The following is a 25,710-nucleotide window of genomic DNA, read 5'->3' on the forward strand; positions in this document are numbered from 1 at the left end:
CCGTGCTGCCGGTCCTGCCGACCGAGCTCAGGAGCAGTTCTCCCCATGACATCCGCGACCACACCCACGTACGGGCCCACGTGCGAACCCACGTACGACTGGAATCCGCAGCGCCCCAGCCGCATGCCCCACCACCGTTACCGCCCCTACCAGGACCGCGTCGAGGTCCCCGCCCCCGCCCCGGAGCGGAGTTGGCCGGATGCCCGGATCGGGCGTGCCCCGCTGTGGGTGCCCGTGGATCTGCGGGACGGCAATCAGGCGCTTGCCGAGCCCATGGACACCGAGCGCAAGCGGCGCTTCTTCGACCTGCTGGTCTCGATGGGGTTCAAGGAGATCGAGGTCGGCTACCCGTCGGCCAGCAGGACGGACTTCGACTTCGTGCGGTATCTGGCCGGGCGGGCGGCGCGCGGCGGGCTGCCGGACGACGTGAACATCGTCGTGTTCACGCCCGCCAGGCGCGAGCTGATCGACCGCACCTTCGAGTCGATCGAGGGTCTGCCGCGCGCCGTCGTGCACCTCTACATCCCGACCTCGCCCGTCTGGCGCGACACCGTTCTCGGACGGTCGCGGGACGAGGTGTACGGCGTGGTCCAGGAGGCCGCCGCGCACATGGCGCGACTCGCCGACAAGCGGCCGCAGGCCGACATCCGGTTCCAGTTCGCGCCGGAGACGTTCAACCTCACCGAGCCCGACTACGTCCTGGAGGTCTGCGACGGCCTCACCGAGCTGTGGGACGCGAGCCCCGACCGCCCGGTCACGCACAACCTGCCGGCGACCGTCGAGATCGCCACCCCGAACGTGTACGCCGACCAGATCGAGTACATGCACCGCAACCTCGCCCGCCGCGACTCCGTCATCCTCTCCGTCCACCCGCACAACGACCGGGGCACCGGCGTCGCCTGCGCCGAACTCGCCGTCCTGGCCGGCGCCCAGCGCGTCGAGGGCTGCCTGTTCGGCAACGGCGAGCGGACGGGGAACGTGGACCTGGTGACACTCGCCCTGAACCTGTACGCCCAGGGCGTCGACCCCATGGTCGACCTCTCCGACATCGACGCCGTGCGCGAGGTCGTCGAGCACTGCAACCGGCTGCCCGTGCACCCCCGCCACCCCTACGCGGGCGACCTCGTGCACACCGCCTTCTCCGGCACCCACCAGGACGCCATCGGCAAGGGCTTCGCCCACCACGCCCGGCGCGCCGCCGACCTGGGCGTACCGGAACGCGAGGCCCCCTGGGACGTGCCGTACCTGCCGATCGACCCGGCGGACATCGGCCGCAGCTACGAGGCCGTCATCCGCGTCAACTCCCAGTCGGGCAAGGGCGGCATGGCGTACCTGCTGCGGACCCGGCACGGCCTCGACCTGCCGCGGGCGATGCGCCCCGACTTCTCCCGCGTGGTGCAGGAGACCACCGACGACAGCGGCGCGGAGGCGACGGCGAAGGAGCTGTACGAGCTGTTCCTGGCGACGTATGTCGCACCCGGAGAGGACGGTCGGGGCGGTCAGGACGGCGTGGTGGCGCTGAGTTCCTGGACCACCGACCGGGTCCCGGACGGCGCGCACCGTTTCGTCTGCACTCTCCAGGTGGGGGAGAAGGCCGGCGACTACGAGGGCGTCGGCAACGGGCCGCTGTCCGCCTTCGTCGACGCCCTCGCCGCCGCCGGAATCGACGTCGGCATCCTCGACTACGCCGAGCACGCCGTGGCGGAGGGCGGCGGCAGCGAGGCCGTCGCGTACGTGCGGTGTCGGGTCGGCGACGTGGAGCGCTGGGGCGCGGGCCTGGACACCTCAGTGCTCACCGCGTCCGTGCGGGCCGTGCTCGCCGCGGTGAACCGGGCAGGGGCCGTCCGATGAGCCCCACACCACCCGGAGGGGGCCCGCCCGCCCCCGTCCTGCACGCCGACCGCGTCACCGTCGTCCGCGAAGGGCGTCCCATCCTCGACGACGTCACCTGCACCGTCCGCCCCGGCGAGCACTGGGCGCTGCTCGGCCCGAACGGCGCGGGCAAGTCGACCCTGCTCGGCCTCTGCGGCGCCGTCACCCACCCCACGCACGGCACCGTCGAAGTGCTCGGCCGCCGTCTCGGCACCGTCGACCTGCGCGAGCTGCGAAGCTACGTGGGCCATGTGAACCCGCGCCATCCGCTGCGTTCGCCGCTGTCCGTGCGCGAAGTCGTCCTCACCGGGCTCACCAACAGCATCGAGCCGGTGCCGCGTCGGCGCCCCACGCCCGGACAGGAGGAGCGGGCCCGCCATCTCATCGCCCTCCTGGGCCTCGCGCACCGCGCGGACGCCCGCTGGCCCACGCTCTCCCAGGGCGAGCGCGGCCGCACGCTGATCGCCCGGTCCCTGATGCCGAGCCCGCGCCTCGTCCTCCTGGACGAGCCCGCCACCGGGCTCGACCTCGCCGGGCGCGAGCGCCTCCTCGACAGCCTCGACACCCTGCGCGAGGCACACCCGGAACTCGCCACCGTCCTGGTCACGCACCACTTGGAGGAGCTGCCCGCGGGCACCACGCACGCGCTGCTCCTGCGCGAAGGCCGCGCGCTCGCCTCCGGCGCCGTCGCCGACGTGCTGACGAGCGACCAGGTCAGCAAGTGTTTCGACCACCCTGTGCGCCTTGAGCGCAGGGACGGCAGGTGGAGCGTCCGCACGCACCGCTGAGCCACGGAACGGGCGGGCACGAGGACACGAGGAACACAAGGAACACAAGGAACACGAGGAACACGAGGAGGGGCCCGGAACGTGATGCGTTCCGGGCCCCTCCTCGACCGCCGACTACTTGTTCAGGCTCGCCCAGAACTCGTCGAAGGACAGCCGCTTGTCCGCGTTGGTGTCCTTCGAGCCGATCACGGCTTCGGCCACCGCCTCGGTCTGGTAGAAGTCGCCCATCCTGGCCATGGCGCTCTTCCACTCGGCCGCCGTGATGAAGCCGTCGCCGTCCGCGTCGAACTGCTCGAACGTCTTGCGCGCTTCCTCGATGTCCGCCACCGGATCCACCCCTTCTTGGTGCACTACTGACGGGCTCAGGGTAGCGGCCGTTCCGGCACGCGGTGACAGGAGTGCGCACCCGTGGCCAGCGCTTTGGCATCACGGATGGCGTACGGGGTGAGCTGCGCCACCGTGGGATTTCGCCGGGTGGCGGAGCGGGTCGGGCGCAGCGCACGTCTCCCAGTGCGAGGCGAGGTCCGCCGCCTCGGTACGACCCGGGCACGTCGGCCCGGACCGACCCTGGGAGCGCCCCGTTGAAACCCACAGAGCCGCACCGACGCGCCCACCCCCGCACCCGCCCCCGCCCCCGCCCCCGCACCCGTCCCCTCGTCCTCGCCCTGGCCGCCCTCACCGCCGTCTCCCTCACCGGCTGCACCGCGCCGGGCGGCTCCTCCCCGGACGCCGCCGAGCGCCCGGAACTCCAGCGGTTCTACGGGCAGAAGCTGGCCTGGAAGAAGTGCGGCGACCTGCGCTGCGCGCGCCTCACCGTTCCCATGGACTACGCCCACCCGGACAACGGCAAGACCTTCGTGCTGCCCGTGGCGAAGGCGGTGACCGCCGATCCGGAGGACCGCGTCGGTTCGCTCGTCTACAACCCCGGCGGTCCGGGCGCCTCCGGAGTGAGCGATCTGAAGTCGGACGGCGGCGAGGTGTTCAGCAGGGCCGTGCGCGCCCGCTTCGACATCGTCTCCTTCGACCCCAGGGGCGTGGGCGGCAGCGTTCCCGCCGTCAGGTGCGCGGAGCCCGACGACGATGAGGACGAAGACGACGGCCCCGAGCCGGTGGCGCCCCGCACCGCCGCCGAACGGGCCGCCGCGCTGGCCGACGCCGACGAGCAGGCCGCCGCGTGCGCGCGGGGCAGCCGCGGCGTCCTGCCCCACGTCGGTACCGAGGACGCGGCCCGCGACCTGGACGTCCTGCGGGCCGCCCTCGCCGACCGCAGACTCAGCTACCTCGGCTGGTCCTACGGCACGAGCCTCGGCACGTCGTACGCCGAGCAGTTCCCGCACCGCGTCCGGGCCCTGGTCCTGGACGGCGCCGTGGACCCGTCCCTCGACTGGCGCCGACGCGCGCTGAGCCAGGGCACGGGGTTCAGCGCGGCGGTCGACGACTACGCCGAGTTCTGCGCCGACATCGCGGGCGACAGCTGCCCCGGCTCGTCCCCGGAGGAGATATCGGCGCTGATCGACGACTTGTACGAGCGGGCGGCGCGCGAGCCGCTGCCGGTCACCGACGAGGACTTGTACGACGTCGACGCCCGCACGCTCCTCGACGTCGTCACCGGCGCGATGTACAGCCCGGAGGACGACTGGGAGGAGCTGTCGACGGCGCTGGGCGCGGCGTACGACGGTGACGCGACGGAGCTTTCCCGCATGGCGGAGTCCGGGGAGCAGGACACGGAGTCCCGCCGAGGCCGACGCGCCCGCGTCGCCACCGAGAACGACGACGACGCGATCATCGCCGTCAGCTGCCTGGACGTGCCGCACCCGCGCACGGCCGCCCCGTACTGGAAGGCCCTCGGCCCCGCAGAGAAGGCCGCGGGCGTCTACGGCACGTCAAGCGTCGTCGACGAACTGACCTGCAGGAACTGGCCCGCGAAAGCCGGCGGCCGGGGCCCGCACCCCGTCAGTGCCAAGGGCGTGCCCCCGGTCCTGGTGGTCGGGACCACCGGCGACCCCGCCACCCCGTACGAGGAGGCGGAGAGCCTGGCCGAGCAGTTCCCCGGCGGCATGCTCCTGACGTACGACGGCGTCGGCCACACCGCCTACGGCCGCAGCGACACGTGCGTCACGACCGCCGTCGACGACTACCTCATCGACCTGAAGCGGGTCCGCCCGGGCAAGGAGTGCTAGACCACCAGGGCCTGTTCTCAGCACTCGATGATGTTCACCGCGAGCCCGCCCCGCGCCGTCTCCTTGTACTTGACGCTCATGTCGGCGCCCGTCTCCTTCATGGTCTTGATGACCTTGTCGAGGGAGACCTTGTGGGAGCCGTCGCCGCGCATCGCCATCTTCGCGGCGGTGACGGCCTTGACCGCCGCCATGCCGTTGCGCTCGATGCACGGGATCTGGACGAGGCCGCCGACCGGGTCGCAGGTCAGGCCCAGGTTGTGCTCCATGCCGATCTCGGCGGCGTTCTCGACCTTGGAGGGGGAGCCGCCCATCACCTCGGCGAGCGCGCCCGCCGCCATCGAGCAGGCGGAGCCGACCTCGCCCTGGCAGCCGACCTCGGCGCCGGAGATCGAGGCGTTCTCCTTGAAGAGCATGCCGATCGCGCCGGCCGCGAGGAGGAAGCGGACCACGCCGTCCTCGTCGGCGCCGGGCACGAAGTTCATGTAGTAGTGCAGGACGGCGGGGATGATGCCTGCCGCGCCGTTGGTGGGGGCGGTGACCACGCGGCCGCCCGCGGCGTTCTCCTCGTTCACCGCCATCGCGTAGAGCGTGATCCACTCCATGGCGCGGGCCTGCGGGTCGCCCTCGGCACGCAGCTGGCGTGCGGAGTTGGCGGCGCGGCGGCGGACCTTGAGGCCGCCGGGCAGGATGCCCTCGCGGGACATGCCGCGGGAGACGCAGGCCTGCATGACGCGCCAGATGTCGAGCAGACCCTCGCGGATCTCGTCCTCCGTGCGCCAGGCCTTCTCGTTCTCCAGCATCAGCGCGGAGATGGACAGGCCGGTCTCCTCGGTGAGGCGGAGCAGCTCGTCACCGGTGCGGAAGGGGTGCTTGAGGACGGTGGCGTCCGGCACGATCGGGTTGTCGCCCGCCTCGCCCTCCTGCTTCAGCACGGTCTCGTCGATCACGAAGCCGCCGCCCACGGAGTAGTACGTCTTCTCCAGGACGAGGCCGCCGTCCCGGTCGTACGCGAAGATCGTCATGCCGTTGGCGTGGTACGGCAGGGCCTTGCGGCGGTGCAGGACCAGGTCCTCGTCGAAGTCGAAGTCGATCTCGTGCGTGCCGAGGAGGTTGATGCGGCCGCTGCTCTTGATCTCCTCGACACGGCCGTCGGCGCTCTCCACGTCCACCGTGCGGGGCGACTCGCCCTCCAGGCCGAGCAGGACGGCCTTCGGGGTGCCGTGGCCGTGGCCGGTCGCGCCGAGTGATCCGTACAGCTCGGCGCGTATCGCGGTGGTGTGGGCCATCAGGCCCTCGTTCTTGAGGCGGCCCGCGAACATGCGGGCGGCGCGCATCGGACCGACCGTGTGGGAGCTGGACGGGCCGATGCCGATCGAGAACAGGTCGAAGACCGAGATGGCCACGGGAAACTCCAAGGGTGGTTGGTAGACGCCGTTGTCTGCCTGGGTGGTGCAGAAGTACAAGGCGGTGCGGGAACTACGAACACGCGGGCTACGTGGTGCGGGGCACCCCGCTCACTCTCCAGTGTGCGGGGTGCCCCGATGTTTCGTACGTATGAACAACGGCATACGAACGAAAGCGTACAAACGGAGGGTACGGAACTATTTCAGGCCGGGGTACAAGGGGTGCTTCTCGGCCAGAGCGGTCACGCGGGCCTTCAGGCCCTCCGCGTCGAAGCCCGGCTTGAGGGCCTCGGCGATGATGTCGGCGACCTCGCGGAAGTCGTCTTCCTGGAAGCCGCGCGTGGCGAGCGCCGGGGTGCCGATCCGCAGGCCCGAGGTGACCATCGGGGGGCGCGGGTCGTTCGGGACGGCGTTGCGGTTGACCGTGATGCCGACCTCGTGGAGGCGGTCCTCGGCCTGCTGGCCGTCAAGATCGGAGTTGCGCAGGTCCACCAGGACCAGGTGCACGTCGGTGCCGCCGGACAGGACGTCGACGCCGACGGCCTTCGCGTCGTCCTGCACCAGGCGCTCGGCCAGGATGCGGGCGCCGTCCAGGGTGCGCTGCTGGCGCTCCTTGAACTCCTCGGAGGCCGCGACCTTGAAGGAGACGGCCTTGGCCGCGATCACGTGCTCCAGGGGGCCGCCCTGGAAGCCGGGGAAGACCGCGGAGTTCAGCTTCTTCGCGAACTCCTTGCTGCGGGCCAGGATGACGCCGCCGCGGGGGCCGCCGAGCGTCTTGTGCGTGGTGGAGGTGACCACGTCCGCGTACGGCACCGGGTTGGGGTGCAGCCCGGCGGCGACGAGACCGGCGAAGTGCGCCATGTCGACCCACAGGTACGCGCCGACCTCGTCGGCGATGCGGCGGAACTCGGCGAAGTCCAGCTGACGCGGGTAGGCCGACCAGCCCGCGATGATCACCTTCGGGCTGTTCTCCTTGGCCAGGCGCTCGACCTCGGCCATGTCGACCAGGCCGGCCTCGTCCACGTGGTAGGGCACCACGTTGAACTGCTTGCCGGAGAAGTTCAGGCGCATGCCGTGGGTGAGGTGGCCGCCGTGCGCCAGGTCGAGGCCGAGGATCGTGTCGCCGGGCTTGGCGATCGCGAAGAGGGCGGCCTGGTTGGCGGAGGCGCCCGAGTGCGGCTGGACGTTGGCGTACTCGGCGCCGAACAGGTCCTTGATGCGGTCGATCGCGATCTGCTCCGCGACGTCGACGTGCTCGCAGCCGCCGTAGTAGCGGCGGCCGGGGTAGCCCTCGGCGTACTTGTTGGTGAGGACCGTCCCCTGGGCCTCCATGACGGCGACCGGAGCGAAGTTCTCCGAGGCGATCATTTCCAGGGTGGACTGCTGGCGGTGGAGCTCGGCGTCGACGGCGGCGGCGACGTCCGGGTCCAGCTCGTGGAGAGGGGTGTTGAGAAGCGACATCACACGATCCCTATCGGTATGGGTCAGCCGGCGGCGAAGGCGGTGTACTCATCGGCGGAGAGCAGCTCGTCCTGCTCGCCCGTGATGCGCACCTTGAACAGCCAACCGCCCTCGAACGGGGCGGAGTTGACCAGCGAGGGGTCGTCGACGACGTCCTGGTTCGCGGCGACGATCTCGCCGTTCACGGGGGAGTAGAGGTCGCTGACCGACTTGGTCGACTCCAGCTCGCCGCAGGTCTCGCCCGCGGTGACCGTGTCGCCGACCTCCGGAAGCTGCACGAAGACGACGTCACCGAGCGCGTTGGCCGCGTGCTCGGTGATGCCGACCGTCGCCACGCCGTCGGCGTCGGTGGCCGACAGCCACTCGTGCTCCTTGCTGTAACGCAGCTGCTGGGGGTTGCTCATGTCCTGAATTCTCCTGTACGCGGGTGGGTGCTGCGGAACGGGGACGGTGTGCGTGGGGTCACTTCTGTGGCGCCGGACGCCGTGCCCACGCGGGGCGCGTCGCTACGAGCGTCACTTCTGGCGCTTGTAGAACGGCAGGGCCACGACCTCGTACGGCTCGTGGCTGCCGCGGATGTCCACGCCGACGCCCGGCGTGCCCGGGGCCGCGTGCTCCGCGTCGACGTACGCCATCGCGATCGGCTTGCCGAGCGTCGGGGACGGGGCGCCGGAGGTGACCTCGCCGATGACCTTGCCGTCCGCGACCACCGGGAAGCCGGCGCGCGGGACGCGGCGGCCCTCGGCGATCAGGCCGACCAGCTTGCGCGGCGGGGCGGTCTCGGCGCGCTCGGCCGCGGCGGCGAGAGCGGCGCGGCCCACGAAATCCTCCGACCGCGACGTCTTCTCGAACTTCACGACCCGGCCGAGGCCCGCGTCGAACGGCGTGAGACCGGCGGTCAGCTCGTGCCCGTACAGCGGCATGCCCGCCTCAAGGCGCAGCGTGTCGCGGCAGGAGAGGCCGGCCGGGACCATGCCGACCGGCGTACCGGCCTCCATCAGCGCGCCCCACAGCTTCTCCGCGTCGGCGGGGGGGACGAAGAGCTCGAAGCCGTCCTCGCCGGTGTAGCCGGTGCGGGCGATGAGGGCGGGGACGCCCGCGACGGTGCCCGGCAGACCGGCGTAGTACTTCAGGCCGTCGAGGTCCGCGTCGGTGAGGGACTTCAGGATGCCGGGGGACTCCGGGCCCTGGACGGCGAGCAGCGCGTACGCCTCGCGGTCGTCGCGGACCTCGGCGTCGAACGCCTCGACGCGGGCGCTCAGCTCGTCAAGGACGGTCTGCGCGTTGGAGGCGTTGGCGACCACCATGTACTCGGGGGCCTCGGGTTCGCCGAGACGGTAGACGATCAGGTCGTCCAGGATGCCGCCGTCCTCGGCGACGATCATCGTGTAGCGGGCGCGGCCGACACCGATGGAGCCGATGTTGCCGACCAGCGAGAAGTTCAGGAAGTCGACGGCCTCGGGTCCGGTGACCGTGATCTCGCCCATGTGCGAGAGATCGAAGAGACCGGCCTTGGTGCGCACGGCGTTGTGCTCGTCGCGCTCGCTGCCGTACCGCAGCGGCATGTCCCAGCCCGCGAAATCGGTCATCGTCGCGCCCAGCGACCGATGTACGGCGTCGAGGGCGGTCAGGCGGGCAGTGCTCATGAAGGAACTCCCAGGGCAGGACGGGCGAGGTCGATCCTCCCCATCTGTCATCGGAACCTGAGAGGTTCGCCGAGAGCGTCTCGACCTACGAGATGTCCCGGCTTGCACCTTGGGTGGGACCGCCGAAGGCGGCCCGCTTTTCAGATGTGCCTCGCCCGCGCGGTACGGGGCCTGAGAGATTCAAGGGAGGGACTTGCTCCTTCGGCGCCCCGGACACCCAGCGCATGCTGGCTCCGGAGACTCTCCCGCGCGGATTCAAACGGCCGGTATGGAGTTGGCGCGCACATCATTGCACGCGACTCTGTCCGGAGGGACCCGTGACCGGGCACGGATCACGCCGCCCCGAATGACCTTGTGCCGCATTACCTTCTCTTTACACTTGCCGGAGAAGCAGTACGTGACCGCTATGGGGAGGCCGATCACGGTGCGCAGCAGGACCAGTGTGTATGCCACGACCACCGGAGTGGCGCTGCCCGCGCAGGCCACCGCCCCGGCCACGGAGAGCTGCGGCCCGCTCCCCGTCGCCGTCGTCCGCGACCTGCGCCGCCGGGCGGGACACGGCCCGCACCGCCTCACCTTCGACGAGGGCGACCTGGTCGTCGTCTCCGGGCTGCCCGGCAGCGGAAAGTCGACACTGATGCGTCAGGCCGTCACCGGCCCCCGCATCGACTCCCAGGACACCCGCGACCGCTGGGCCGGCCGCCTGCCGCGCCTGCTGCCGTACGCCCTCTACCGCCCTCTGGTCCGCCTCGCGCACTACGCGGGCCTTCGCCGCACCCTGCGCTCCGGGGCGAGCGTCGTCGTGCACGACTGCGGCACCCAGGCGTGGGTGCGCCGCTGGCTCGCCCGCGAGGCCGTCCGGCGCGGTGCCGCCCTGCACCTCGTCCTGCTCGACGTGCCCGTGGACACGGCGCTGCGGGGCCAGCGCGAACGCGGCCGCGGCGTCTCCCGGTACGCCTTCGCGCGCCACCGCAGGACCTTCGGGCGCCTCGTCGGCGCCGCCGAGCGCGGCGACCTGCCGCGCGGCTGCGGCTCGGCGGTGCTCCTCGACCGGGACGCGGCGCGGGTGCTGCGGGGGATCGCCTTCGACCGCGGGGGCGCCCGGCGCTAGGGTTCGAGCCGCAGGCAGAGCGGTCGCGAGCAGGGGTTGGACGGACAGATGGACTTTCCGGCGCAGGCACACGCCCATCCGCACGGCGGATGGCCGGGCAACGAACTGGAGGAGGTCCTCGCGGCCTCCCTCGGCGCCGACGCGTCGGCGGGCGCCCGCATCGTCGAGGTCCTCGGCCGCAGCCACATATGGATCCCGCTGCCGAACGGCGGCGGCCCCGACAGCGGCACCCTGGACCTGCCGACCCTGGAGATCGAGGGCCAGGCGTACGTCCCCGTCTTCAGCTCCGAGCAGCAGTTCCGCCAGGCGCTCGGCGACGCCGCCGACCGGATGGGCCGCACCGTCGCGCCCGCCGTCGAGTTCGCCCGCGGCCTCCCCCCGCAGCTGGGCGTCGCGCTGAACCCCGACGGCACCGTCGGCGTCCCGCTCCCGCCCGCCGCCGTCGCCGAGCTCGCCAGGGCCGGCCGCACCGAGCTCGACGGGCCCGCCACCGGAGGCCGGGTGCGCCTGTTCGAGCCGGACTGGCAGCACGATCCGGTGGACTTCCTGGCCGCCGCGGGCCAGGAGTTCGAGGCCGCCGGGGTCGTGCTCACCGCGCGCCGCTGCCTGGCGAGCGTCGAGACGGACGAGCCGACGCTCTTCGTCGGCGTCGAGCTGTCCAGCTGGGAGGGGAACGCCCGCGACCTGCCCATGGAGGCCCTCGGCCGCGCGCTCGGCCGGGTCCCGGTCCCGTGGCCGGTCAACCTCGTCCTGCTCGACGTGGCGCAGGACCCGGTGGGCGACTGGCTGCGCGCCCGGGTGCGGCCGTTCTACCAGCGCCCGGCCTGAGCGCCTGTCCTTGAGTGCCTGTGCCATCACCCCGGCGCCCCCCGGACACGGGGCGCGGTAGGCATGGCCCTTCAGGGGTCGTACGTCAAGTCCGTGTCAGGATCGCCGCTTAAGCTGGTTCCATGACCGGGGCGGGGCACATCCGTGCCCGGCGACGGGATTCTCGGGTAGTTCGGGTGCGAAGCGAAGGGGCGGTTACGGGTGAGTGCGTCGGGCACGGCCGCGGGCGATGGGGTCTCCCCTGCACGAGCTGGTTCGAGCGCCCGGGGACAGGTCGAGCAGCTGCTGCGCCAGGTGACCCCGGGGCGCTACGACGCGTACGAGGCACTGCTGCGCGCCCTCGCCGCCGACCGGGTGTGGATGCTGCTCTGGCACGGCCAGGCCGGGTCCCCCGACGCCCAGTACGGGAACATGGAGGTCGAGGGCCTCGGCTACGCCCCCTGTGTGACCTCCGCCCAGGAGCTCTCCGCCAGTGGCTGGAACCGCAGCTATGAAGTGGTGCGCGGCATCGACGCCGCCCGCACCCTCTACCCCGACCACTACGGCCTCTGGCTCAACCCGCACGCGCCGGGCGGCGGCGTCGGTGTGCCCTGGCTCGATCTGCGCCGCATCGCCTCCGGCCTGGACCTGCTGCCCGCGGGGCCGCTGCGTCTCACCGAACCGGGCATCGAGATCCCGCAGTTCTACGCCCTCCTCACGCAGAACGCGCACCGCACCCCCGTCGTGCGCTCGCTGCGCCGCGCCTGGGTGCAGCCCGCGCTCGGGGCGCCATATCTGGCCATCGGCCTCGACGTGTACGACACGTCGCCGCCGTCCGTCGACACGGTCCGCACGATGATGCAGCAGTCGATCCCCGCCGTCCCCGAGGGCCTGCCCGTCTCGACGGTCGCGATGTCCGACGAGGACGACCCGGTCGCGATGTGGCTGCGGGCCAACGCCCGCCCGTTCTACGACCGCGAGGCCCAGCCCGCTCCGGCCCCGGCCGGCGGTTACGGCTACCCGGCGCAGTACTGAGCAGCACGAAGCGGCCGGGGCAGCCGGGGCAGCGCTGAGCGGCACTGAGCAGCACCGACGGATGTGATGTCCGTTGTGATGCGGGTGGGGCTCTATGGGCTCCAGTGGCGCATTGCACCCCAACTGCCCCGTGTTCGACCCTCGTTCACCGGCGTCCGGATAACGGAACACCTCGATCAGCATCACGGTTGCGCATCCTTTCCCCGTCAAGTCTGGTAACAGATCGCGACGTGGATGAAGACTCCCGCTCCAAGGGGCCTTCGCCCCCTGTGTACGACGGACTGATCACGTCGCTACAGCGGCAAGTGCGGGCCGGTCACCACCGGTTGAGAGGGGTCCCTGCCACGATGACGGCACCATTGCATGACACACCTGCGGACGCGGACCCGACCGAGGACGTCGCTCCCGCAGTTGATGCAGGGGTGAAGAAGGTCGAGGGCCGGTCCCTCAAGCAGATCGCCTGGAACCGCCTGAAGCGGGACAAGGTCGCCCTCGCCGGCGGCATCACGGTGCTGGTACTGGTGCTGGTTGCCGTCTTCGCGCCGCTGCTCGTGAGCCTCTTCGGCCACCCGCCCAACGACTTCCACCAGGAGAAGCTCGACGAGCTGACCGGCCTGCCCACCGGCTCCCTCGGCGGTGTGAGCGGCGACTTCGTCTTCGGCGTCGAGCCGAACAAGGGCCGCGACGTCTTCAGCCGGATCGTCTACGGCGCGCGGATCTCGCTCCTTGTCGCCTTCCTCGCGGCCATCGTGGCCGTGGCGCTCGGCACCCTCTTCGGGATCATCGCCGGCTACTTCGGCGGCTGGATCGACGCGCTGATCAGCCGCGTGATGGACGTACTGCTCTCGTTCCCGCAGCTGCTCTTCATCATCTCGCTGGTCTCCGTGCTCCCCGACGACCTGCTCGGACTCGAAGGCACCAGCGTGCGCGTCGCGATCCTCGTGATGGTCATCGGCTTCTTCGGCTGGCCGTACGTCGGACGGATCGTCAGGGGCCAGACACTTTCGCTCCGTGAGCGCGAGTACGTGGAGGCGGCCCGCAGCCTCGGCGGCGGCAAGCGCCACATCCTGTTCCGTGAACTGCTGCCCAACCTGGTCGCCCCCATCACCGTCTACGCGACGCTGATGATCCCGACCAACATCCTCACGGAGGCGGCCCTCAGCTTCCTCGGCGCCGGCGTCAAGCCGCCGACGGCCTCCTGGGGCGGCATGCTGCGCGACGCGCTCAAGACGTACGAGCACGACCCGATGTTCATGGTCTTCCCGGGCGTCACGATCTTCATCACCGTCCTGGCCTTCAACCTCTTCGGCGACGGGCTGCGCGATGCGCTCGACCCGAAGGGGACGCGCTAGAAGGTCCCGACTGGCTTGCCCCTGCCGCATGTCAGGTGGCTATAACCATGGTTCTCCGGCAGCACAAGGCCAGGGACCGCGATCTCGGAGGTTACGAGAAAATGCCCTCAGGTTCCACGAAACGACGGCTCACCAGCGGTGCGGCCCTCGTCGTCGCGGCGCTGGTGACCACCACGGCGTGCGGCGGCGGTGACGGTGGCGACAGCGACTCCAAGGGTGCCGGCTACAACGCGGCACTGAACAAGATCGCCAACCCTTCGAAGAAGAAGGGAGGCACGCTGAAGATGGTCGGCAAGCAGGACCTCGACTCCGCCGACCCGCAGCGCGCCTACTACGGCATGACGTGGGACTTCATGCGCTTCTACACCCGGCAGCTGGTGACGTACGACACCAAGCCGGGCAAGGCGGGCACGAAGCTGGTCCCCGACCTCGCCACCTCCACGGCGAAGATCTCGGACGACGGCAAGACCTACACGTACAAGCTGCGTTCCGGTCTCACCTGGGAGGACGGCTCCAAGCTGACCTCCAAGGACATCAAGTACGGCATCGAGCGCGCCTGGGCGACGGACACCATCACCGGTGGTCCCGGCTACATCCGCCAGACGCTCGACCCGAAGAAGAAGTACAAGGGTCCCTACAAGGACAAGGGCGGCCTCGACGCGATCGAGACCCCCGACGACCAGACCATCATCTTCAAACTGCCCAAGCCCAACGGTGACTTCGAGCAGTTCCTGGCCATGCCCACCGGCTCGCCGGTGAAGGAGGCCAAGGACACCAAGGCCAAGTACACCCAGCGGCCGTTCTCCGCGGGCCCGTACAAGTTCCAGGAGTACAAGGCCGGCAAGAAGATCGTGCTGGTCCGCAACGACAAGTGGAAGAAGTCCTCGGACCCGATCCGCGCGGCGCTGCCCGACAAGATCGACGTGACCTTCTCCGCCAACCAGGAGGAGAACGACAAGAAGTTGATGGAAGGTGACTTCGACGTCGACATCAACGGCACGGGCATGACCCAGTCCGGCCGCGTCAGCGCCGTCACGGACCACCGCGGCAACGTCGACAACATGCACACGTCCTTCGTGCGCTACGTCGCGCTGATCCACAACGCCAAGCCCCTCGACAACGTGCACTGCCGCAAGGCCGTGTTCTACGCGACCGACTTCGCGAGCCTCCAGCAGACCCGCGGCGGCAAGGTCGCGGCCGGCGACATCGCCAACAGCACCTTCCCCGTGGCGATCCCGGGCCACAGCAAGTACGACCCGTACGGCGTCCTTGCGCGCAAGGGCAAGCCGGACGTCGCCAAGGCCAAGGACGAGCTGAAGCAGTGCGACAAGCCCGGCGGCTTCTCCACCAAGCTCACCGCCCGCAGCAACAACCCGGGTGAGGTCGACGCCGCCGAATCGCTGCAGCAGTCCCTCCAGAAGGTCGGCATCAAGGTCCAGGTCGACTCCCTCGACGGCGCCGACACCTCCAGCATCACCGGCTCGCCGTCCGTCGTGAAGAAGCGCGGCTACGGCATGACGATGAGCGGCTGGGGCCCGGACTTCCCGTCCGGCCAGGGCTACGCGCAGCCGCTGTTCGACAGCCGCTTCCTGATGCCGACCGGCAACTACAACGAGTCGCAGATCAAGGACAAGGGCATCGACGCGCTCTTCGACGAGGCGATCGCGAAGACCGACCCGGCCGAGGCGGGCGAGGTCTACAAGAAGCTCGACAAGAAGATCCTCGACCAGGCCGACTGGATGCCCTTCCTGTACGAGAAGAACATCACCTGGCGCGGGTCGCGGCTGACCAACGCCTACATGTCGGACGGCTACAACGGCCGTTACGACTACGCCTCGCTCGGCGTCGTCAAGTAACACCCGGCACCACCGGGCAACTCCCGCAAGGGATGCAGTAGTTGATCGTCCCACCGCCGCCGAATCCCGCCAGTCCGAAGGGCAGGTGATGGCCCCGGGCGATGGCCGGGACCCCTCACAAGGGGGCCCCGGCCACCGCCGGGCCGCGCACAGTGCTTGCTTATCTCATCCGGCGCCTGATCGCCGTAATCATCATGGTGCTGGTCGTACTGCTCGCGACCTTCACCGTCTTCTTCATGCTGCCCAAGTGGGCGGGACAGGACATCGCCGTCCTCTTCGCCGGCAAGGCCACCGGAGCCGAGCAGATCGAAGGCATCCGGACCAAACTGGGACTCGACGACCCGCTGCTCGTCCAGTTCTGGGAGTTCATCAAGGGCATCCCGATGGGGCGCGACTACGTCAACGGCAGTGACGTCACGCACTGCCCCGCGCCCTGCTTCGGCTACAGCTTCCGTACCGAGGCGCCCGTCTGGGAGACCCTGAAGGACGCCCTGCCCGTCACCGCCGCGCTCGCCGCCGGTGCCTGTGTCCTCTGGCTCGCCGCCGGTGTCGCCACCGGTGTCGTCTCCGCGCTCAAGCGGGGATCCATCTGGGACCGCTCCGCGATGACCATCGCCCTCGGCGGTGTCTCGCTGCCCGTCTTCTTCACCGGCATGATCGCGATGGGCATCTTCGTCCACCAGCTCGGGTGGGTGAAGATCGCGGACAGCCTCAGTACCGAGGACTCGGCCGGGGTCTGGCTCCAGACCCTGATCCTGCCGTGGATCGTCCTCGCCTTCCTCAACGCCGCGATGTACGCCCGCCTCACCAGAGCCACCATGCTCGAAGTGCTCGGCGAGGACTACATCCGCACCGCGCGCGCCAAGGGACTCGGCGAGGCCGCCGTCATCCGCAAGCACGCGCTGCGCTCCGCGATGACGCCGATCCTCACCGTCTTCGGACTCGACCTCGGCGTCCTGATGGGCGGCGCCGTGCTCACCGAGTCCACGTTCAACCTGCCGGGGCTCGGCCTCGAAGCGGTCAGGGCCATCAGCAGCAAGGACCTGCCCGTCATTCTCGGCGTGACCCTGTGCGCGGCGCTCGCGATCGCCGTGGCCAACCTCGTCGTCGACCTTCTGTACGCCGTCATCGACCCGCGAGTGAGGCTGGGATGACCGAACTGTCCAAGAGCGGAGCAGCGGTGGGCGAGCCCGTCGCCGACTCGCCCGCTCCCTCCGCCTTCCTCGAGGTGCGCGACCTCAAGGTGCACTTCCCGACCGACGACGGCGTGGTCAAGTCCGTCGACGGGCTCAGCTTCCAGCTGGAGAAGGGCAAGACCCTCGGCATCGTGGGCGAGTCCGGATCCGGCAAGTCGGTCACCTCGCTCGGCATCCTCGGCCTGCACACCGCGGGCCAGTACGGCGCCCGCAGGGCACGGATCTCCGGCGAGATCTGGCTCGACGGCAAGGAGCTGCTGAGCGCGGACCCGAACGACGTCCGCAAGCTGCGTGGCCGCGAGATGGCGATGATCTTCCAGGACCCGCTCTCCGCGCTGCACCCGTACTACTCCATCGGCAAGCAGATCACCGAGGCGTACCGGGTCCACAACGACGTCGACAAGAAGACGGCCCGCAAGCGCGCCATCGAGATGCTCGACCGTGTCGGCATCCCGCAGCCCGACAAGCGCGTCGACTCCTACCCGCACGAGTTCTCCGGCGGTATGCGCCAGCGCGCGATGATCGCGATGGCGCTGGTCAACAACCCCGAGCTGCTCATCGCGGACGAGCCGACGACCGCCCTCGACGTGACCGTCCAGGCGCAGATCCTCGACCTCATCCGGGACCTGCAGAAGGAGTTCGGCTCCGCCGTCATCATGATCACGCACGACCTGGGCGTGGTCGCCGAGATGGCGGACGAGCTCCTGGTCATGTACGGCGGCCGGTGCGTCGAGCGCGGGACCGCGGAGAAGGTCTTCTACGAACCCCAGCACCCCTACACCTGGGGCCTGCTTGGCTCGATGCCGCGCATCGACCGCGAGGAGACCGAGCGGCTCATCCCGGTCAAGGGCTCCCCGCCCAGCCTGATCAACCTGCCGAACGGCTGCGCCTTCAACCCGCGCTGCCCCTACGCGGACATCCCCAAGGACCAGATCACCCGCCGCGAACGCCCCGAACTGCGCCTGGTCGCCGACGGGCACTACTCCGCCTGCCACATGTCGCAGGACGAGCGCACCCGGATCTGGACCGAAGAGATTGCGCCGAAGCTGTGAACGATGCCGCGAAGGACCGGAAAGACGCCAAAGACACCGCGAAGGGCCAGGAGATGACGATCCCGGCGCAGACGAAGGGCTCGCCCGAGCCGCTGCTCAAGGTCGACGGCCTGGTGAAGCACTTCCCCATCAAGAAGGGGCTGCTCCAGCGCCAGGTCGCGGCGGTGCAGGCGGTCGACGGGCTCTCCTTCGACGTACGCCCCGGTGAGACGCTCGGCGTGGTCGGCGAGTCCGGCTGCGGCAAGTCGACGATGGGCCGGCTGATCACGCGGCTGCTGGAACCGACGGGTGGCCGTGTCGAGTTCGAGGGCACGGACATCACGCACCTCAACACCGCCAAGATGCGTCCGCTCCGCCGCGACGTACAGATGATCTTCCAGGATCCGTACTCGTCGCTGAACCCCCGGCACACCATCGGCACGATCGTCGGCGCGCCCTTCAAGCTCCAGGGCGTCAAGCCCGAGGGTGGCGTGAAGAAGACCGTGCAGGAGATGCTGGAGCGCGTCGGGCTCAGCCCCGAGCACTACAACCGCTACCCGCACGAGTTCTCCGGCGGCCAGCGCCAGCGCATCGGCATCGCGCGGGCGCTGGCCCTGCGGCCCAAGCTGGTCGTGGCCGACGAGCCGGTCTCCGCGCTCGACGTGTCCATCCAGGCGCAGGTGGTCAACCTGCTCGACGACCTCCAGGACGAGCTCGGCCTCACGTACGTGATCATCGCGCACGACCTCTCGGTCATCCGGCACGTCTCCGACCGCATCGCGGTGATGTACCTCGGCAAGATCGTGGAGCTGGCGGACCGCAAGGACCTCTACTCCACGCCGATGCACCCTTACACCAAGGCGCTGCTCTCCGCGGTGCCCGTGCCCGACCCCAAGCGGCGCGGCGTCAAGAGCGAGCGGATCCTGCTGCGCGGCGACGTCCCCTCGCCGATCGACCCGCCCGCCGGCTGCCGCTTCCACACGCGGTGCTGGAAGGCGACGGCGATCTGCGCGACGAAGGAGCCGCCGCTGACGGCGCTCGCCACCGGTCACCAGGTGGCGTGCCACCACCCGGAGAACGCCGAGGACCAGGCGCCGCAGGACACCGAGCTGCTCTCGGTGGCCAAGGAGGCGATCGAGGTGGTGACGGTGGTGCCGAAGGCGGCCGAGCCGGTCGCCGAGCCGGGGACCGCCGACGAGCCGGAGCCCGGCGCGAATCCGGAGCCCGTCGCGAAGGCCGACGCCGCGAAGACCGCCGCCGCGAAGGTCGAGGTCGCGAAGGCCGCCGTCGCGGAGGCCGAAGCGGCGAAGGGTGACACCGCGAAGAGCGACACCGCCAAGGGTGACGCCGCGAAGGGCAAGGGCCAGAAGTCGACTGAGTCGTAAGGCAAGTTGACCCGGGCGAAGTACGCGTACCGGGTCATGTACATGCCCTGGCGGGAGAGTGCAGAGTCTGCGTGTCCGTTTCATCGGAACACGCGCGAAGGGATGACTCATGGCACTCTCCCGTTCGGCACGTCTGGGGGCACTGGCCGCCGCCGCCTCCTTCTGCCTGATAGCCGCCGCACCCGCGCCGCACCCCGGCTCCGACGGCATCGGTGACCCGTACTTCCCCAAGCTCGGCAACGGCGGCTTCGACGTCCGCCACTACGGCCTCGACGTGGCGTACAACCCCGACACCGACCACCTCGACGGCCGCACCACGATCACCGCGCGCGCCACCCAGAACCTCTCGTCCTTCGACCTCGACCTCCAGAAGCTGGAGGTGACCGCGGTCGAAGTGAACGGCAGACGCGCCGATTTCACCCGCGAAGGCGACGAGCTCCGCATCAGCCCGCGCAGCCACTTGGGCAAGAACAAGACGTTCACCGCGACCGTCACCTACGGCGGCGTGCCCGAGGCGCTCAGCGGCCCCATCGTCTTCGGCTCCGACTACGGCTGGATGAAGACCACCGACGGCGTCTTCGTCGCCTGCGAGCCCAACGCCGCCTCAACCTGGTTCCCGTCCAGCGACCACCCCTCCGACAAGGCGGCCTTCGACATCCGCATCAAGGCACCCAAGGGCCTGACCGGGGTCTCCAACGGCCGCCTCGTCGGCACGTCCACCAAGGGTGGGCAGACCGTCGCCCACTGGCGCGAGACCAAACCCATGGCGACCTACCTGGCGACGGCCACCATCGGCAAGTTCGACGTGAAGCAGGGCAGGACCCCGGGCGGCATCCCGGTCTACGTCGCCATCGACCCCGTCCTCCAGAACAGCAACAACGTCGACGTGTACGGCGTCACGGCCGCGGTCACCGACTACTGGTCGGAGATCTTCGGGCCCTACCCCTTCGAGGAGACCGGCGCGATCGTCGACGACATGCCGCAGGCGGGCTTCTCCCTGGAGACCCAGACCAAGCCGGTCTACTCCGCGATCCGCAGCGAGTCGACCATCGCCCACGAACTCGCCCACCAGTGGTTCGGCGACTCCCTGTCGACCAGGACGTGGAACCACATCTGGCTCAACGAGGGCTTCGCGACCTACTCGCAGTGGCTGTGGAGCGAGCACAAGGGCACCCAGTCCGCCCACGACGCCTTCCTCGCGGGCTACAACTCGCGCCCCGCCGACTCCGCGTTCTGGCAGACCGTCGTCGGCGACCCGCAGCGCGACACGATGTTCGCCTCCGCCGTCTACCAGCGCGGCGCGATGACCCTCCAGGTCCTGCGCGAGCGCATCGGCGACAAGGCGTTCTTCGAGCTGCTCCCGGCCTGGACCGCGCAGCACCGGTACGGCAACGTCACGACCGACCAGTTCATCCGCCTCGCCGAGAAGATCTCGGGCAAGCAGCTCGACGGGCTCTTCCGGACCTGGCTCTTCACGAAGGGGAAGCCGGCGCTTCCTTCGAGCTGATCCGCCTCCTTTCCGTCCGTTGGTCCGTACTCCTCCAACGCTCCTTCAACTCTGTCATTGAATTCCTTTTTGGGACTTTGCGGACATGGACTCATGCAATGGGCTGGTCGCAGGGGTGCCGGGAGTCCGGAAGTCTCGAGCAGGGGTGAGGGCGGCACGGGAGGCGGGACGCGCGCGGGTAAGAATGGCGCGTGCTCCAGGATCTCTTCACCCCCTCCGTCCAGCACTCGCTCGACATCGTGGGGATCTTCGTCTTCGCGATCTCCGGCGCGCTGCTCGCCGTGCGCAAGAACTTCGACGTCTTCGGCATCGCCGTCCTCGCCGAGGTCACCGCGCTGGGCGGAGGGCTCTTCCGCGACCTGGTCATCGGGGCGGTGCCGCCGGCCGCGTTCACCGACCTCGGCTACTTCATCACCCCCCTCTTCGCCGCCGCGCTGGTCTTCTTCCTCCACCCGGAGGTGGAGCGCACCCAGCTCGCGGTGAACGTCTTCGACGCGGCGGGGCTCGGGCTCTTCTGCGTCTCGGGCACGACCAAGGCGTACGACTACGGCCTCGGCCTCACCGCGTCGGCAGCCCTCGGCCTGATGACCGCGGTGGGCGGCGGCGTGCTGCGCGACGTCGTCGCCAACGAAGTGCCCTCCCTGGTCCGCTGGGACCGCGACCTGTACGCCGTACCGGCCATCGTGGGCGCCACGATGGTCGCCCTGGCCATCCGGTTCGAGGAGCTGACGGCCTTCACCGGCGGTCTCGCCGCCGTGACGACGTTCGTGCTGCGGCTGCTCGCGCTGCACTACCACTGGCGGGCACCGCGCGCCTGGCACCGCCGCTCCACGGCGGTGGAGGCCGACGTGAAGGAGACACCCTAGGGCGGACAGGGGGGAGCCGGGGGCACGAGAAAAGCTACCGCTCAGTAGTTTCCTGTTGTACGTTGCTCGGCATGGAAACGGCAGCAACGGCAGCGTCGGAGGCGTCGGCGTCCTCCGCACCCGCATCGGCGTCCGCCCGCATCGGGGACAGCGAGTTCGACCGCGACACCGCGGTCACCCGGCGCGAGCCCGGCGTCTACGACACCGAGCTCTCCGCGGGCTGGACGATCATCAACGCCGTCAACGGCGGCTATCTCCTCGCCGTCATCGGCCGCGCGCTCGCGGACGCCCTCCCGCACGCCGACCCCTTCACCGTCTCCGCGCACTACCTCACCGCGTCGACCCCGGGGCCCGCGGTGATCCGCACGGAGGTGGCGCGCGGCGGCCGGTCGCTCTCCACCGGTCAGGCCTCGCTCCTCCAGTACGACGACGAGGGCCGCGAGGTCGAGCGGATCCGCGTCCTCGCCTCGTACGGAGACCTCGACGCGCTCCCCGACGACGTGCGCACGACTGCCGAACCGCCCGCCATCCCGCCGCTCGACCAGTGCTTCGGCGCGCAGGACGCCCCGGACCACCGCCCCGTGCCCGGCAGCTCGGCCATCGCCGACCGCCTCTTCCTCAAGCTCGACCCCGCCACGCTCGGCTGGGCGCTCGGGCAGCCGTCCGGCAAGGGGGAGATGCGGGCCTGGTTCGGTCTCGCGGACGGCCGCGACGCGGACCCCCTGTCGCTGCTGCTCGCCGTCGACGCACTGCCGCCGACCGCCTTCGAGATGGGCCTCACCGGCTGGGTCCCGACGGTGGAGCTGACGGTCCACGTCCGCCACCGCCCCGCGCCGGGGCCGCTGCGCGTCGCGATCACCACCCGGAACCTCGCGGGCGGCTTCCTGGAGGAGGACGCGGAGGTCTGGGACAGCCGGGACCGCCTGGTGGCCCAGTCGCGGCAGCTGGCGCGGGTACGGCTGGGCTGAGGCCCTCACGCAGGGCTTCACGGAGCGGCCCTCCCCGGAGCCGGTGTGGGAGATCCTGAACGCGTGAAATCCGACCGGCTGCTCTCGATCCTGCTGCTGCTCCAGACCCGCGGGCGGGTCCCCGCGCACGAGCTCGCGGAGCGGCTCGAAGTCTCCGTGCGCACCATCTACCGGGACATCGAGGCCCTGTCCGCCTCCGGCGTCCCGGTCTACGCCGAGCGGGGCAGGCGCGGCGGCATCGAGCTGCTCGCCGGGTTCCGCACCGACGTGACGGGGCTGACGGCGGACGAGTCGCGGGCGCTGTTCATCCTCGCCGCGCAGGGCGCGCACGCCGCGCTCGGCCTGGACGACGCGCTCGGCTCCGCGCTGCGCAAGGTCATGGCCGCGCTGCCCGCGCCGCACCGGCCGGCCGCCGAGCTGACGAGCCGCCGCATCCTGGTGGACGCCTCGCGCTGGATGCGGGGGCCGCTGCCCGCGGTCGACCTGGACGTGCTGCAGGACGCGGTCTTCGCCGACCGGCGGCTGCGGCTGGTCTACCGGCACAGCGGGGACCCCGAGGCGACGACGTACACCGTCGACCCCTACGGCCTCGTCTGCAAGGCGGGCGTCTGGTACCTCGTCGCCGACCGGGGCGGCGCCCCGCACCTCTTCCGCGCCGACCGGGTGCTCTCGGCGACGCTCACCGACGACGCGGTGCTCCGCCGCGCCGGAGTCGAACTCGCCGACGTGTGGGCGGTGTTGAAGCGCCGGGTCGAGGACCGCCCGAACGGCGTCGAGGTGACGGTCCGGGTGCGGCGCGTACGCCTCGACCGCTTCCTGCGCCTCAACAGCCCCGCCGTCACCGGGTGGCCCGAGGGTGCGGACGGGAGTGAGTGGGTCACCGTCCGGCTCGCCTACGGGGTCCTCGGTGAGGCGAAGATGCTGCTGCCCTTCGCCGACGACGTCGAGGTGCTCTCGCCGCCCGAGGCATGCGAGTTGCTCGCCCGGACGGCGGCCTCGGTCACCGAGTTGTACGGCCCGGGAGGAAACGGCCCAGCTGCGCGGTGAGTTCGGCGGGCGCGTCCTCCTGTACGAGGTGTCCGGCGCCCTCGATCAGGCGCAGCTCGGCGCCGGGGATCAGCCCGGCCAGCTCGTGGCCGCGCTCCGGCGGTACCCAGGTGTCGTCGGCGCCCCAGCAGATCAGCACGGGCAGCCGCAACTCCCCGTACCTGCCCTGGACCTCGTCGGTGTAGCGCTGGTCGTTCTGCTCGATCTGCCGGTAGAACGCGGGCCTGCCCTGCTCGGTGCACCAGGGCGCGATGAGCCGGTCGAGGACCGCGGGGCGCAGTCCGCGGTGGCTCGCCGACGACACGTACTCGCGCACCAGTGCCTCGTGCAGCTGGGGCGGAAGCTGCCCGAAGACGTCGGCGTGCGCGCCGAGCAGCCGGTACGTGGGAGTGCCCCAGGGGGCGAGCGCCACCGGGTCGACGAGGGCGAGGCGTTCGTAGTCGGCGCCGTGCAGCAGGTGCGCCCGCAGCGCGACGCAGCCGCCGAAGTCGTGGGCCACCACGGCGGGCCTGCGCAGCTCCCAGTGGTCGAGCAGTTCGGTGAGGACCCCGGCCTGCGCGGCGAGCGTCACGTCCTGCCCGGCCCGCATCTCCGAGGCGCCGTATCCCGGCAGGTCCCATACGTACACGCGGTGGTCGAGGGAGAGCGCGCGGGCGACCGCGCGCCAGACGTACGACGAGAAGGGCGTGCCGTGGACGAGGACGACGGGCGGGGCGTCGGCGGGGCCCAGGGCGGCCCAGCGGACCGTGCCGGTGGCGGCGGCGAAGGTGCGGTCGAGGTGCCAGGGGTCATGGGCGTCGACTGTCATGAGTGTAAGGCTAGTAGCTCCTTACGGGAGAGTCGAGGGGGTTCGGGCGTTCAGGGGGTCGGCGGTGTCGAGGGGGTGTCCCGCCAGTGCAGGCGGCCCAGGCCGATGAGGCGCAGCTGCCTGCGGGCGACATCGGCGACCCGTGCCTCCTGTGCGGTGCCGGGGCCCGCGTCCAGGAGCGCCGACGCGGTCATCACCATGTGGTCGACGTACATTCCGGCCAGCATCAGCAGATCGTCCTCGGTCCACCGCGAGGTCGGCTCCTCGCGGGCGAACTGCTCCGCCACCTCCCGTGCGAACAGGGCGAGCTGGGCGCCGATCGCGTCCCGCACCGCCCGCACCCCGCCGTGCCGCTCGCGGGCGATGAAGCGGACGTGGGCCGGGTGCGCCCGGACGTATCCCGCTATCAGCTCGACCGTGCCCGTGATGCGTTGCTCGCTGTCGCCGGTCTCCGACGCGAGCATCGCGGTGAGGGTCGTGTGCAGGCTGCCGAGGGTGTCCTCGACCAGGGACACGCCGAGGTCGGCGGTGTCGCGGAAGTGCCGGTAGAAGGCAGTGGGCGCGACGCCCACGGCCCGGGTGACCTCGCGCAGGCCCAGGCTGCTGAGGCTCTGCTCCTCCAGCAGCTGGAGAGCCGCGTCGAGGAGGGCCCGCCGGGTCTTCTGCTTCTGGGCCTGCCGGGCGCCGAGGATGTGACTCATGCCATGCAGTTAACAACTGTTCTCCGAGTTTTGAAAGCCGGAGAAGGAGTACTCTCTAAGTCAGTGAACAACTGTAACCACAAGCGTTCACCGAACGAGAGGGTTCTCATGCTGTTCCTTGTCGCCGCCCTTCTGCTGCTGGGTGTCGCCATGGGTTCCGTGGCTCACGCCCCGCTTCCGGTCAGCCTCGTCGCGGCCGCGGTCATCGGCGTATGGCTCATGGTCTTCGCACTCCGCGAGCGCCACACGCGCCACACGCGGCACCGCTGAACCATCTTCCGGCGCGGCTGAACCATCGTCCGGCGCCGCTGAGCCATCCTCGGCACCGCTGATCCGCTCCGCATGACACCTCCACCTGTCAGGAGTCGCACCATGGCACTCACCGCAGAACGCACCACCGAGACCTCCGAGACCCCCGAGACCCCCGGGACGCGCCCCACGGGGCGCCGGGACACCGACGGCATGGCCGTCGCCTCCTTCGTCCTCGGCCTGCTCGGACTGCTCGTCCTGAACATCTTCCTCGGCCCCGTCGCGATCGTCCTCGCGGGCATCGCCCTGTGGCGCGGCACCGCCCGGAAGGGCCGCGCGCTGCTCGGACTCGGGCTCGGTGTGGCCGACCTCGTCGTGCTCGGCGTGCTCGTCTCGATGGACCACACGGTGTCCTGGGGTCTCGCAGGCTGATACCGCCGG

The 25,710-nt window shown here is 70.5% G+C and carries 24 protein-coding genes and 1 riboswitch; of the genes, 17 read left to right on the forward strand and 7 right to left on the reverse strand.

The window, feature by feature from the left end; all coding sequences use genetic code 11:
• The first annotated feature begins 45 nt into the window (after positions 1 to 45).
• Both leuA and ACFVYR_RS09520 read left to right on the forward strand, forming a co-directional pair.
• Positions 46 to 1,851: a 2-isopropylmalate synthase gene (gene leuA / locus ACFVYR_RS09515; protein ID WP_384249676.1), complete on the forward strand. Its 1,806-nt coding sequence runs from the start codon at positions 46 to 48 to the stop codon at positions 1,849 to 1,851.
• Positions 1,848 to 2,660, forward strand: a complete 813-nt coding sequence (locus tag ACFVYR_RS09520) for an ABC transporter ATP-binding protein (RefSeq protein WP_384249678.1) — start codon at positions 1,848 to 1,850, stop codon at positions 2,658 to 2,660. Before leuA ends, ACFVYR_RS09520 begins: the two co-directional genes overlap by 4 nt.
• A gap of 114 nt (positions 2,661 to 2,774) precedes the next feature.
• Here the strand turns inward: ACFVYR_RS09520 and ACFVYR_RS09525 are convergent, their stop codons facing one another.
• Positions 2,775 to 2,987, reverse strand: a complete 213-nt coding sequence (locus tag ACFVYR_RS09525) for an EF-hand domain-containing protein (RefSeq protein WP_358709394.1) — start codon at positions 2,985 to 2,987, stop codon at positions 2,775 to 2,777.
• A 254-nt stretch (positions 2,988 to 3,241) separates the two neighbouring features.
• Here ACFVYR_RS09525 and ACFVYR_RS09530 point away from each other — a divergent pair, with 254 nt between their 5' ends.
• On the forward strand, positions 3,242 to 4,840 hold the full coding sequence (locus ACFVYR_RS09530; RefSeq protein WP_384249682.1) for an alpha/beta hydrolase: 1,599 nt from the start codon (positions 3,242 to 3,244) through the stop codon (positions 4,838 to 4,840).
• Positions 4,841 to 4,857: 17 nt separating this feature from the next.
• Here the strand turns inward: ACFVYR_RS09530 and ACFVYR_RS09535 are convergent, their stop codons facing one another.
• The 4 genes from ACFVYR_RS09535 to gcvT form a co-directional block, all read right to left on the reverse strand.
• Positions 4,858 to 6,243 carry an L-serine ammonia-lyase gene (locus ACFVYR_RS09535; protein WP_384250191.1) on the reverse strand — a complete coding sequence of 462 codons (1,386 nt, stop codon included), beginning with the start codon at positions 6,241 to 6,243 and terminating at the stop codon, positions 4,858 to 4,860.
• A gap of 198 nt (positions 6,244 to 6,441) precedes the next feature.
• Positions 6,442 to 7,704 (reverse strand): serine hydroxymethyltransferase, encoded by a 1,263-nt coding sequence (gene glyA, locus ACFVYR_RS09540; RefSeq protein WP_384249684.1) that lies wholly within the window; start codon positions 7,702 to 7,704, stop codon positions 6,442 to 6,444.
• Positions 7,705 to 7,727: 23 nt separating this feature from the next.
• Positions 7,728 to 8,108, reverse strand: a complete 381-nt coding sequence (gene gcvH, locus ACFVYR_RS09545) for a glycine cleavage system protein GcvH (RefSeq protein WP_384249686.1) — start codon at positions 8,106 to 8,108, stop codon at positions 7,728 to 7,730.
• A gap of 111 nt (positions 8,109 to 8,219) precedes the next feature.
• Positions 8,220 to 9,350: a glycine cleavage system aminomethyltransferase GcvT gene (gcvT, locus tag ACFVYR_RS09550; RefSeq protein WP_384249689.1), complete on the reverse strand. Its 1,131-nt coding sequence runs from the start codon at positions 9,348 to 9,350 to the stop codon at positions 8,220 to 8,222.
• A gap of 150 nt (positions 9,351 to 9,500) precedes the next feature.
• A riboswitch (glycine riboswitch) is annotated at positions 9,501 to 9,608 on the reverse strand.
• 148 nt (positions 9,609 to 9,756) lie between these two features.
• Here gcvT and ACFVYR_RS09555 point away from each other — a divergent pair.
• The 12 genes from ACFVYR_RS09555 (at position 9,757) to ACFVYR_RS09610 (ending at position 23,511) form a co-directional block, all read left to right on the forward strand.
• Positions 9,757 to 10,461 (forward strand): AAA family ATPase, encoded by a 705-nt coding sequence (locus ACFVYR_RS09555; protein ID WP_384250193.1) that lies wholly within the window; start codon positions 9,757 to 9,759, stop codon positions 10,459 to 10,461.
• A 48-nt stretch (positions 10,462 to 10,509) separates the two neighbouring features.
• Positions 10,510 to 11,289, forward strand: coding sequence for an enhanced serine sensitivity protein SseB (locus ACFVYR_RS09560; protein ID WP_384249691.1), 780 nt, complete (start codon positions 10,510 to 10,512; stop codon positions 11,287 to 11,289).
• Positions 11,290 to 11,571: 282 nt separating this feature from the next.
• Complete coding sequence (locus ACFVYR_RS09565; protein ID WP_384250196.1) at positions 11,572 to 12,303, forward strand: enhanced serine sensitivity protein SseB C-terminal domain-containing protein; 732 nt, start codon at positions 11,572 to 11,574, stop codon at positions 12,301 to 12,303.
• Between the two features lie 347 nt (positions 12,304 to 12,650).
• On the forward strand, positions 12,651 to 13,655 hold the full coding sequence (locus ACFVYR_RS09570; protein WP_384249693.1) for an ABC transporter permease: 1,005 nt from the start codon (positions 12,651 to 12,653) through the stop codon (positions 13,653 to 13,655).
• A 101-nt stretch (positions 13,656 to 13,756) separates the two neighbouring features.
• Positions 13,757 to 15,511 carry an ABC transporter substrate-binding protein gene (locus ACFVYR_RS09575; protein ID WP_384249696.1) on the forward strand — a complete coding sequence of 585 codons (1,755 nt, stop codon included), beginning with the start codon at positions 13,757 to 13,759 and terminating at the stop codon, positions 15,509 to 15,511.
• Positions 15,512 to 15,663: 152 nt separating this feature from the next.
• Positions 15,664 to 16,665 (forward strand): ABC transporter permease, encoded by a 1,002-nt coding sequence (locus ACFVYR_RS09580; RefSeq protein ID WP_384249698.1) that lies wholly within the window; start codon positions 15,664 to 15,666, stop codon positions 16,663 to 16,665.
• Positions 16,662 to 17,759 carry an ABC transporter ATP-binding protein gene (locus ACFVYR_RS09585; protein ID WP_384249701.1) on the forward strand — a complete coding sequence of 366 codons (1,098 nt, stop codon included), beginning with the start codon at positions 16,662 to 16,664 and terminating at the stop codon, positions 17,757 to 17,759. The genes ACFVYR_RS09580 and ACFVYR_RS09585 overlap by 4 nt, the downstream gene beginning before the upstream one ends.
• A 53-nt stretch (positions 17,760 to 17,812) precedes the next feature.
• On the forward strand, positions 17,813 to 19,123 hold the full coding sequence (locus ACFVYR_RS09590) for an ABC transporter ATP-binding protein (RefSeq protein ID WP_384250198.1): 1,311 nt from the start codon (positions 17,813 to 17,815) through the stop codon (positions 19,121 to 19,123).
• A 109-nt stretch (positions 19,124 to 19,232) separates the two neighbouring features.
• Positions 19,233 to 20,630, forward strand: coding sequence for a M1 family metallopeptidase (locus ACFVYR_RS09595; protein ID WP_384249703.1), 1,398 nt, complete (start codon positions 19,233 to 19,235; stop codon positions 20,628 to 20,630).
• Between the two features lie 191 nt (positions 20,631 to 20,821).
• Positions 20,822 to 21,496 carry a trimeric intracellular cation channel family protein gene (locus ACFVYR_RS09600; RefSeq protein ID WP_384249706.1) on the forward strand — a complete coding sequence of 225 codons (675 nt, stop codon included), beginning with the start codon at positions 20,822 to 20,824 and terminating at the stop codon, positions 21,494 to 21,496.
• A 71-nt stretch (positions 21,497 to 21,567) separates the two neighbouring features.
• Entirely contained in the window at positions 21,568 to 22,464 is an 897-nt protein-coding gene (locus ACFVYR_RS09605) for a thioesterase family protein (RefSeq protein WP_384249709.1), read from the forward strand.
• A 63-nt stretch (positions 22,465 to 22,527) separates the two neighbouring features.
• On the forward strand, positions 22,528 to 23,511 hold the full coding sequence (locus ACFVYR_RS09610) for a helix-turn-helix transcriptional regulator (RefSeq protein ID WP_384249712.1): 984 nt from the start codon (positions 22,528 to 22,530) through the stop codon (positions 23,509 to 23,511).
• Here ACFVYR_RS09610 and ACFVYR_RS09615 read toward each other — a convergent pair.
• Both ACFVYR_RS09615 and ACFVYR_RS09620 read right to left on the reverse strand, forming a co-directional pair.
• On the reverse strand, positions 23,465 to 24,319 hold the full coding sequence (locus tag ACFVYR_RS09615; protein WP_384249714.1) for an alpha/beta fold hydrolase: 855 nt from the start codon (positions 24,317 to 24,319) through the stop codon (positions 23,465 to 23,467). The two genes, ACFVYR_RS09610 and ACFVYR_RS09615, sit on opposite strands and share 47 nt — an antisense overlap.
• A gap of 50 nt (positions 24,320 to 24,369) precedes the next feature.
• Positions 24,370 to 25,020 (reverse strand): TetR family transcriptional regulator, encoded by a 651-nt coding sequence (locus ACFVYR_RS09620; protein ID WP_384249716.1) that lies wholly within the window; start codon positions 25,018 to 25,020, stop codon positions 24,370 to 24,372.
• A 108-nt stretch (positions 25,021 to 25,128) separates the two neighbouring features.
• On the opposite strand from ACFVYR_RS09620, the gene ACFVYR_RS09625 reads away from it, so the two are divergent.
• The gene (locus ACFVYR_RS09625; RefSeq protein WP_384249718.1) at positions 25,129 to 25,290 is read left to right on the forward strand and encodes a hypothetical protein; all 162 of its coding nucleotides are present in this window, start codon (positions 25,129 to 25,131) and stop codon (positions 25,288 to 25,290) included.
• Positions 25,291 to 25,392: 102 nt separating this feature from the next.
• On the forward strand, positions 25,393 to 25,701 hold the full coding sequence (locus tag ACFVYR_RS09630; protein WP_384249720.1) for a hypothetical protein: 309 nt from the start codon (positions 25,393 to 25,395) through the stop codon (positions 25,699 to 25,701).
• Positions 25,702 to 25,710: the final 9 nt, after the last annotated feature.

The organism is Streptomyces sp. NPDC058284, from assembly GCF_042881135.1.
Lineage (GTDB): Bacteria > Actinomycetota > Actinomycetes > Streptomycetales > Streptomycetaceae > Streptomyces.

Coding starts and splice junctions, on each gene's coding strand:
- leuA (WP_384249676.1), top strand. CDS start 46: ATGACATCCGCGACCACACCCACGTACGGGCCCACGTGCGAACCCACG.
- ACFVYR_RS09520 (WP_384249678.1), top strand. CDS start 1,848: ATGAGCCCCACACCACCCGGAGGGGGCCCGCCCGCCCCCGTCCTGCAC.
- glyA (WP_384249684.1), bottom strand. CDS start 7,704: ATGTCGCTTCTCAACACCCCTCTCCACGAGCTGGACCCGGACGTCGCC.
- gcvH (WP_384249686.1), bottom strand. CDS start 8,108: ATGAGCAACCCCCAGCAGCTGCGTTACAGCAAGGAGCACGAGTGGCTG.
- gcvT (WP_384249689.1), bottom strand. CDS start 9,350: ATGAGCACTGCCCGCCTGACCGCCCTCGACGCCGTACATCGGTCGCTG.
- ACFVYR_RS09555 (WP_384250193.1), top strand. CDS start 9,757: ATGGGGAGGCCGATCACGGTGCGCAGCAGGACCAGTGTGTATGCCACG.
- ACFVYR_RS09560 (WP_384249691.1), top strand. CDS start 10,510: ATGGACTTTCCGGCGCAGGCACACGCCCATCCGCACGGCGGATGGCCG.
- ACFVYR_RS09570 (WP_384249693.1), top strand. CDS start 12,651: ATGACGGCACCATTGCATGACACACCTGCGGACGCGGACCCGACCGAG.
- ACFVYR_RS09575 (WP_384249696.1), top strand. CDS start 13,757: ATGCCCTCAGGTTCCACGAAACGACGGCTCACCAGCGGTGCGGCCCTC.
- ACFVYR_RS09585 (WP_384249701.1), top strand. CDS start 16,662: ATGACCGAACTGTCCAAGAGCGGAGCAGCGGTGGGCGAGCCCGTCGCC.
- ACFVYR_RS09590 (WP_384250198.1), top strand. CDS start 17,813: ATGACGATCCCGGCGCAGACGAAGGGCTCGCCCGAGCCGCTGCTCAAG.
- ACFVYR_RS09595 (WP_384249703.1), top strand. CDS start 19,233: ATGGCACTCTCCCGTTCGGCACGTCTGGGGGCACTGGCCGCCGCCGCC.
- ACFVYR_RS09605 (WP_384249709.1), top strand. CDS start 21,568: ATGGAAACGGCAGCAACGGCAGCGTCGGAGGCGTCGGCGTCCTCCGCA.
- ACFVYR_RS09615 (WP_384249714.1), bottom strand. CDS start 24,319: ATGACAGTCGACGCCCATGACCCCTGGCACCTCGACCGCACCTTCGCC.
- ACFVYR_RS09620 (WP_384249716.1), bottom strand. CDS start 25,020: ATGAGTCACATCCTCGGCGCCCGGCAGGCCCAGAAGCAGAAGACCCGG.
- ACFVYR_RS09625 (WP_384249718.1), top strand. CDS start 25,129: ATGCTGTTCCTTGTCGCCGCCCTTCTGCTGCTGGGTGTCGCCATGGGT.
- ACFVYR_RS09630 (WP_384249720.1), top strand. CDS start 25,393: ATGGCACTCACCGCAGAACGCACCACCGAGACCTCCGAGACCCCCGAG.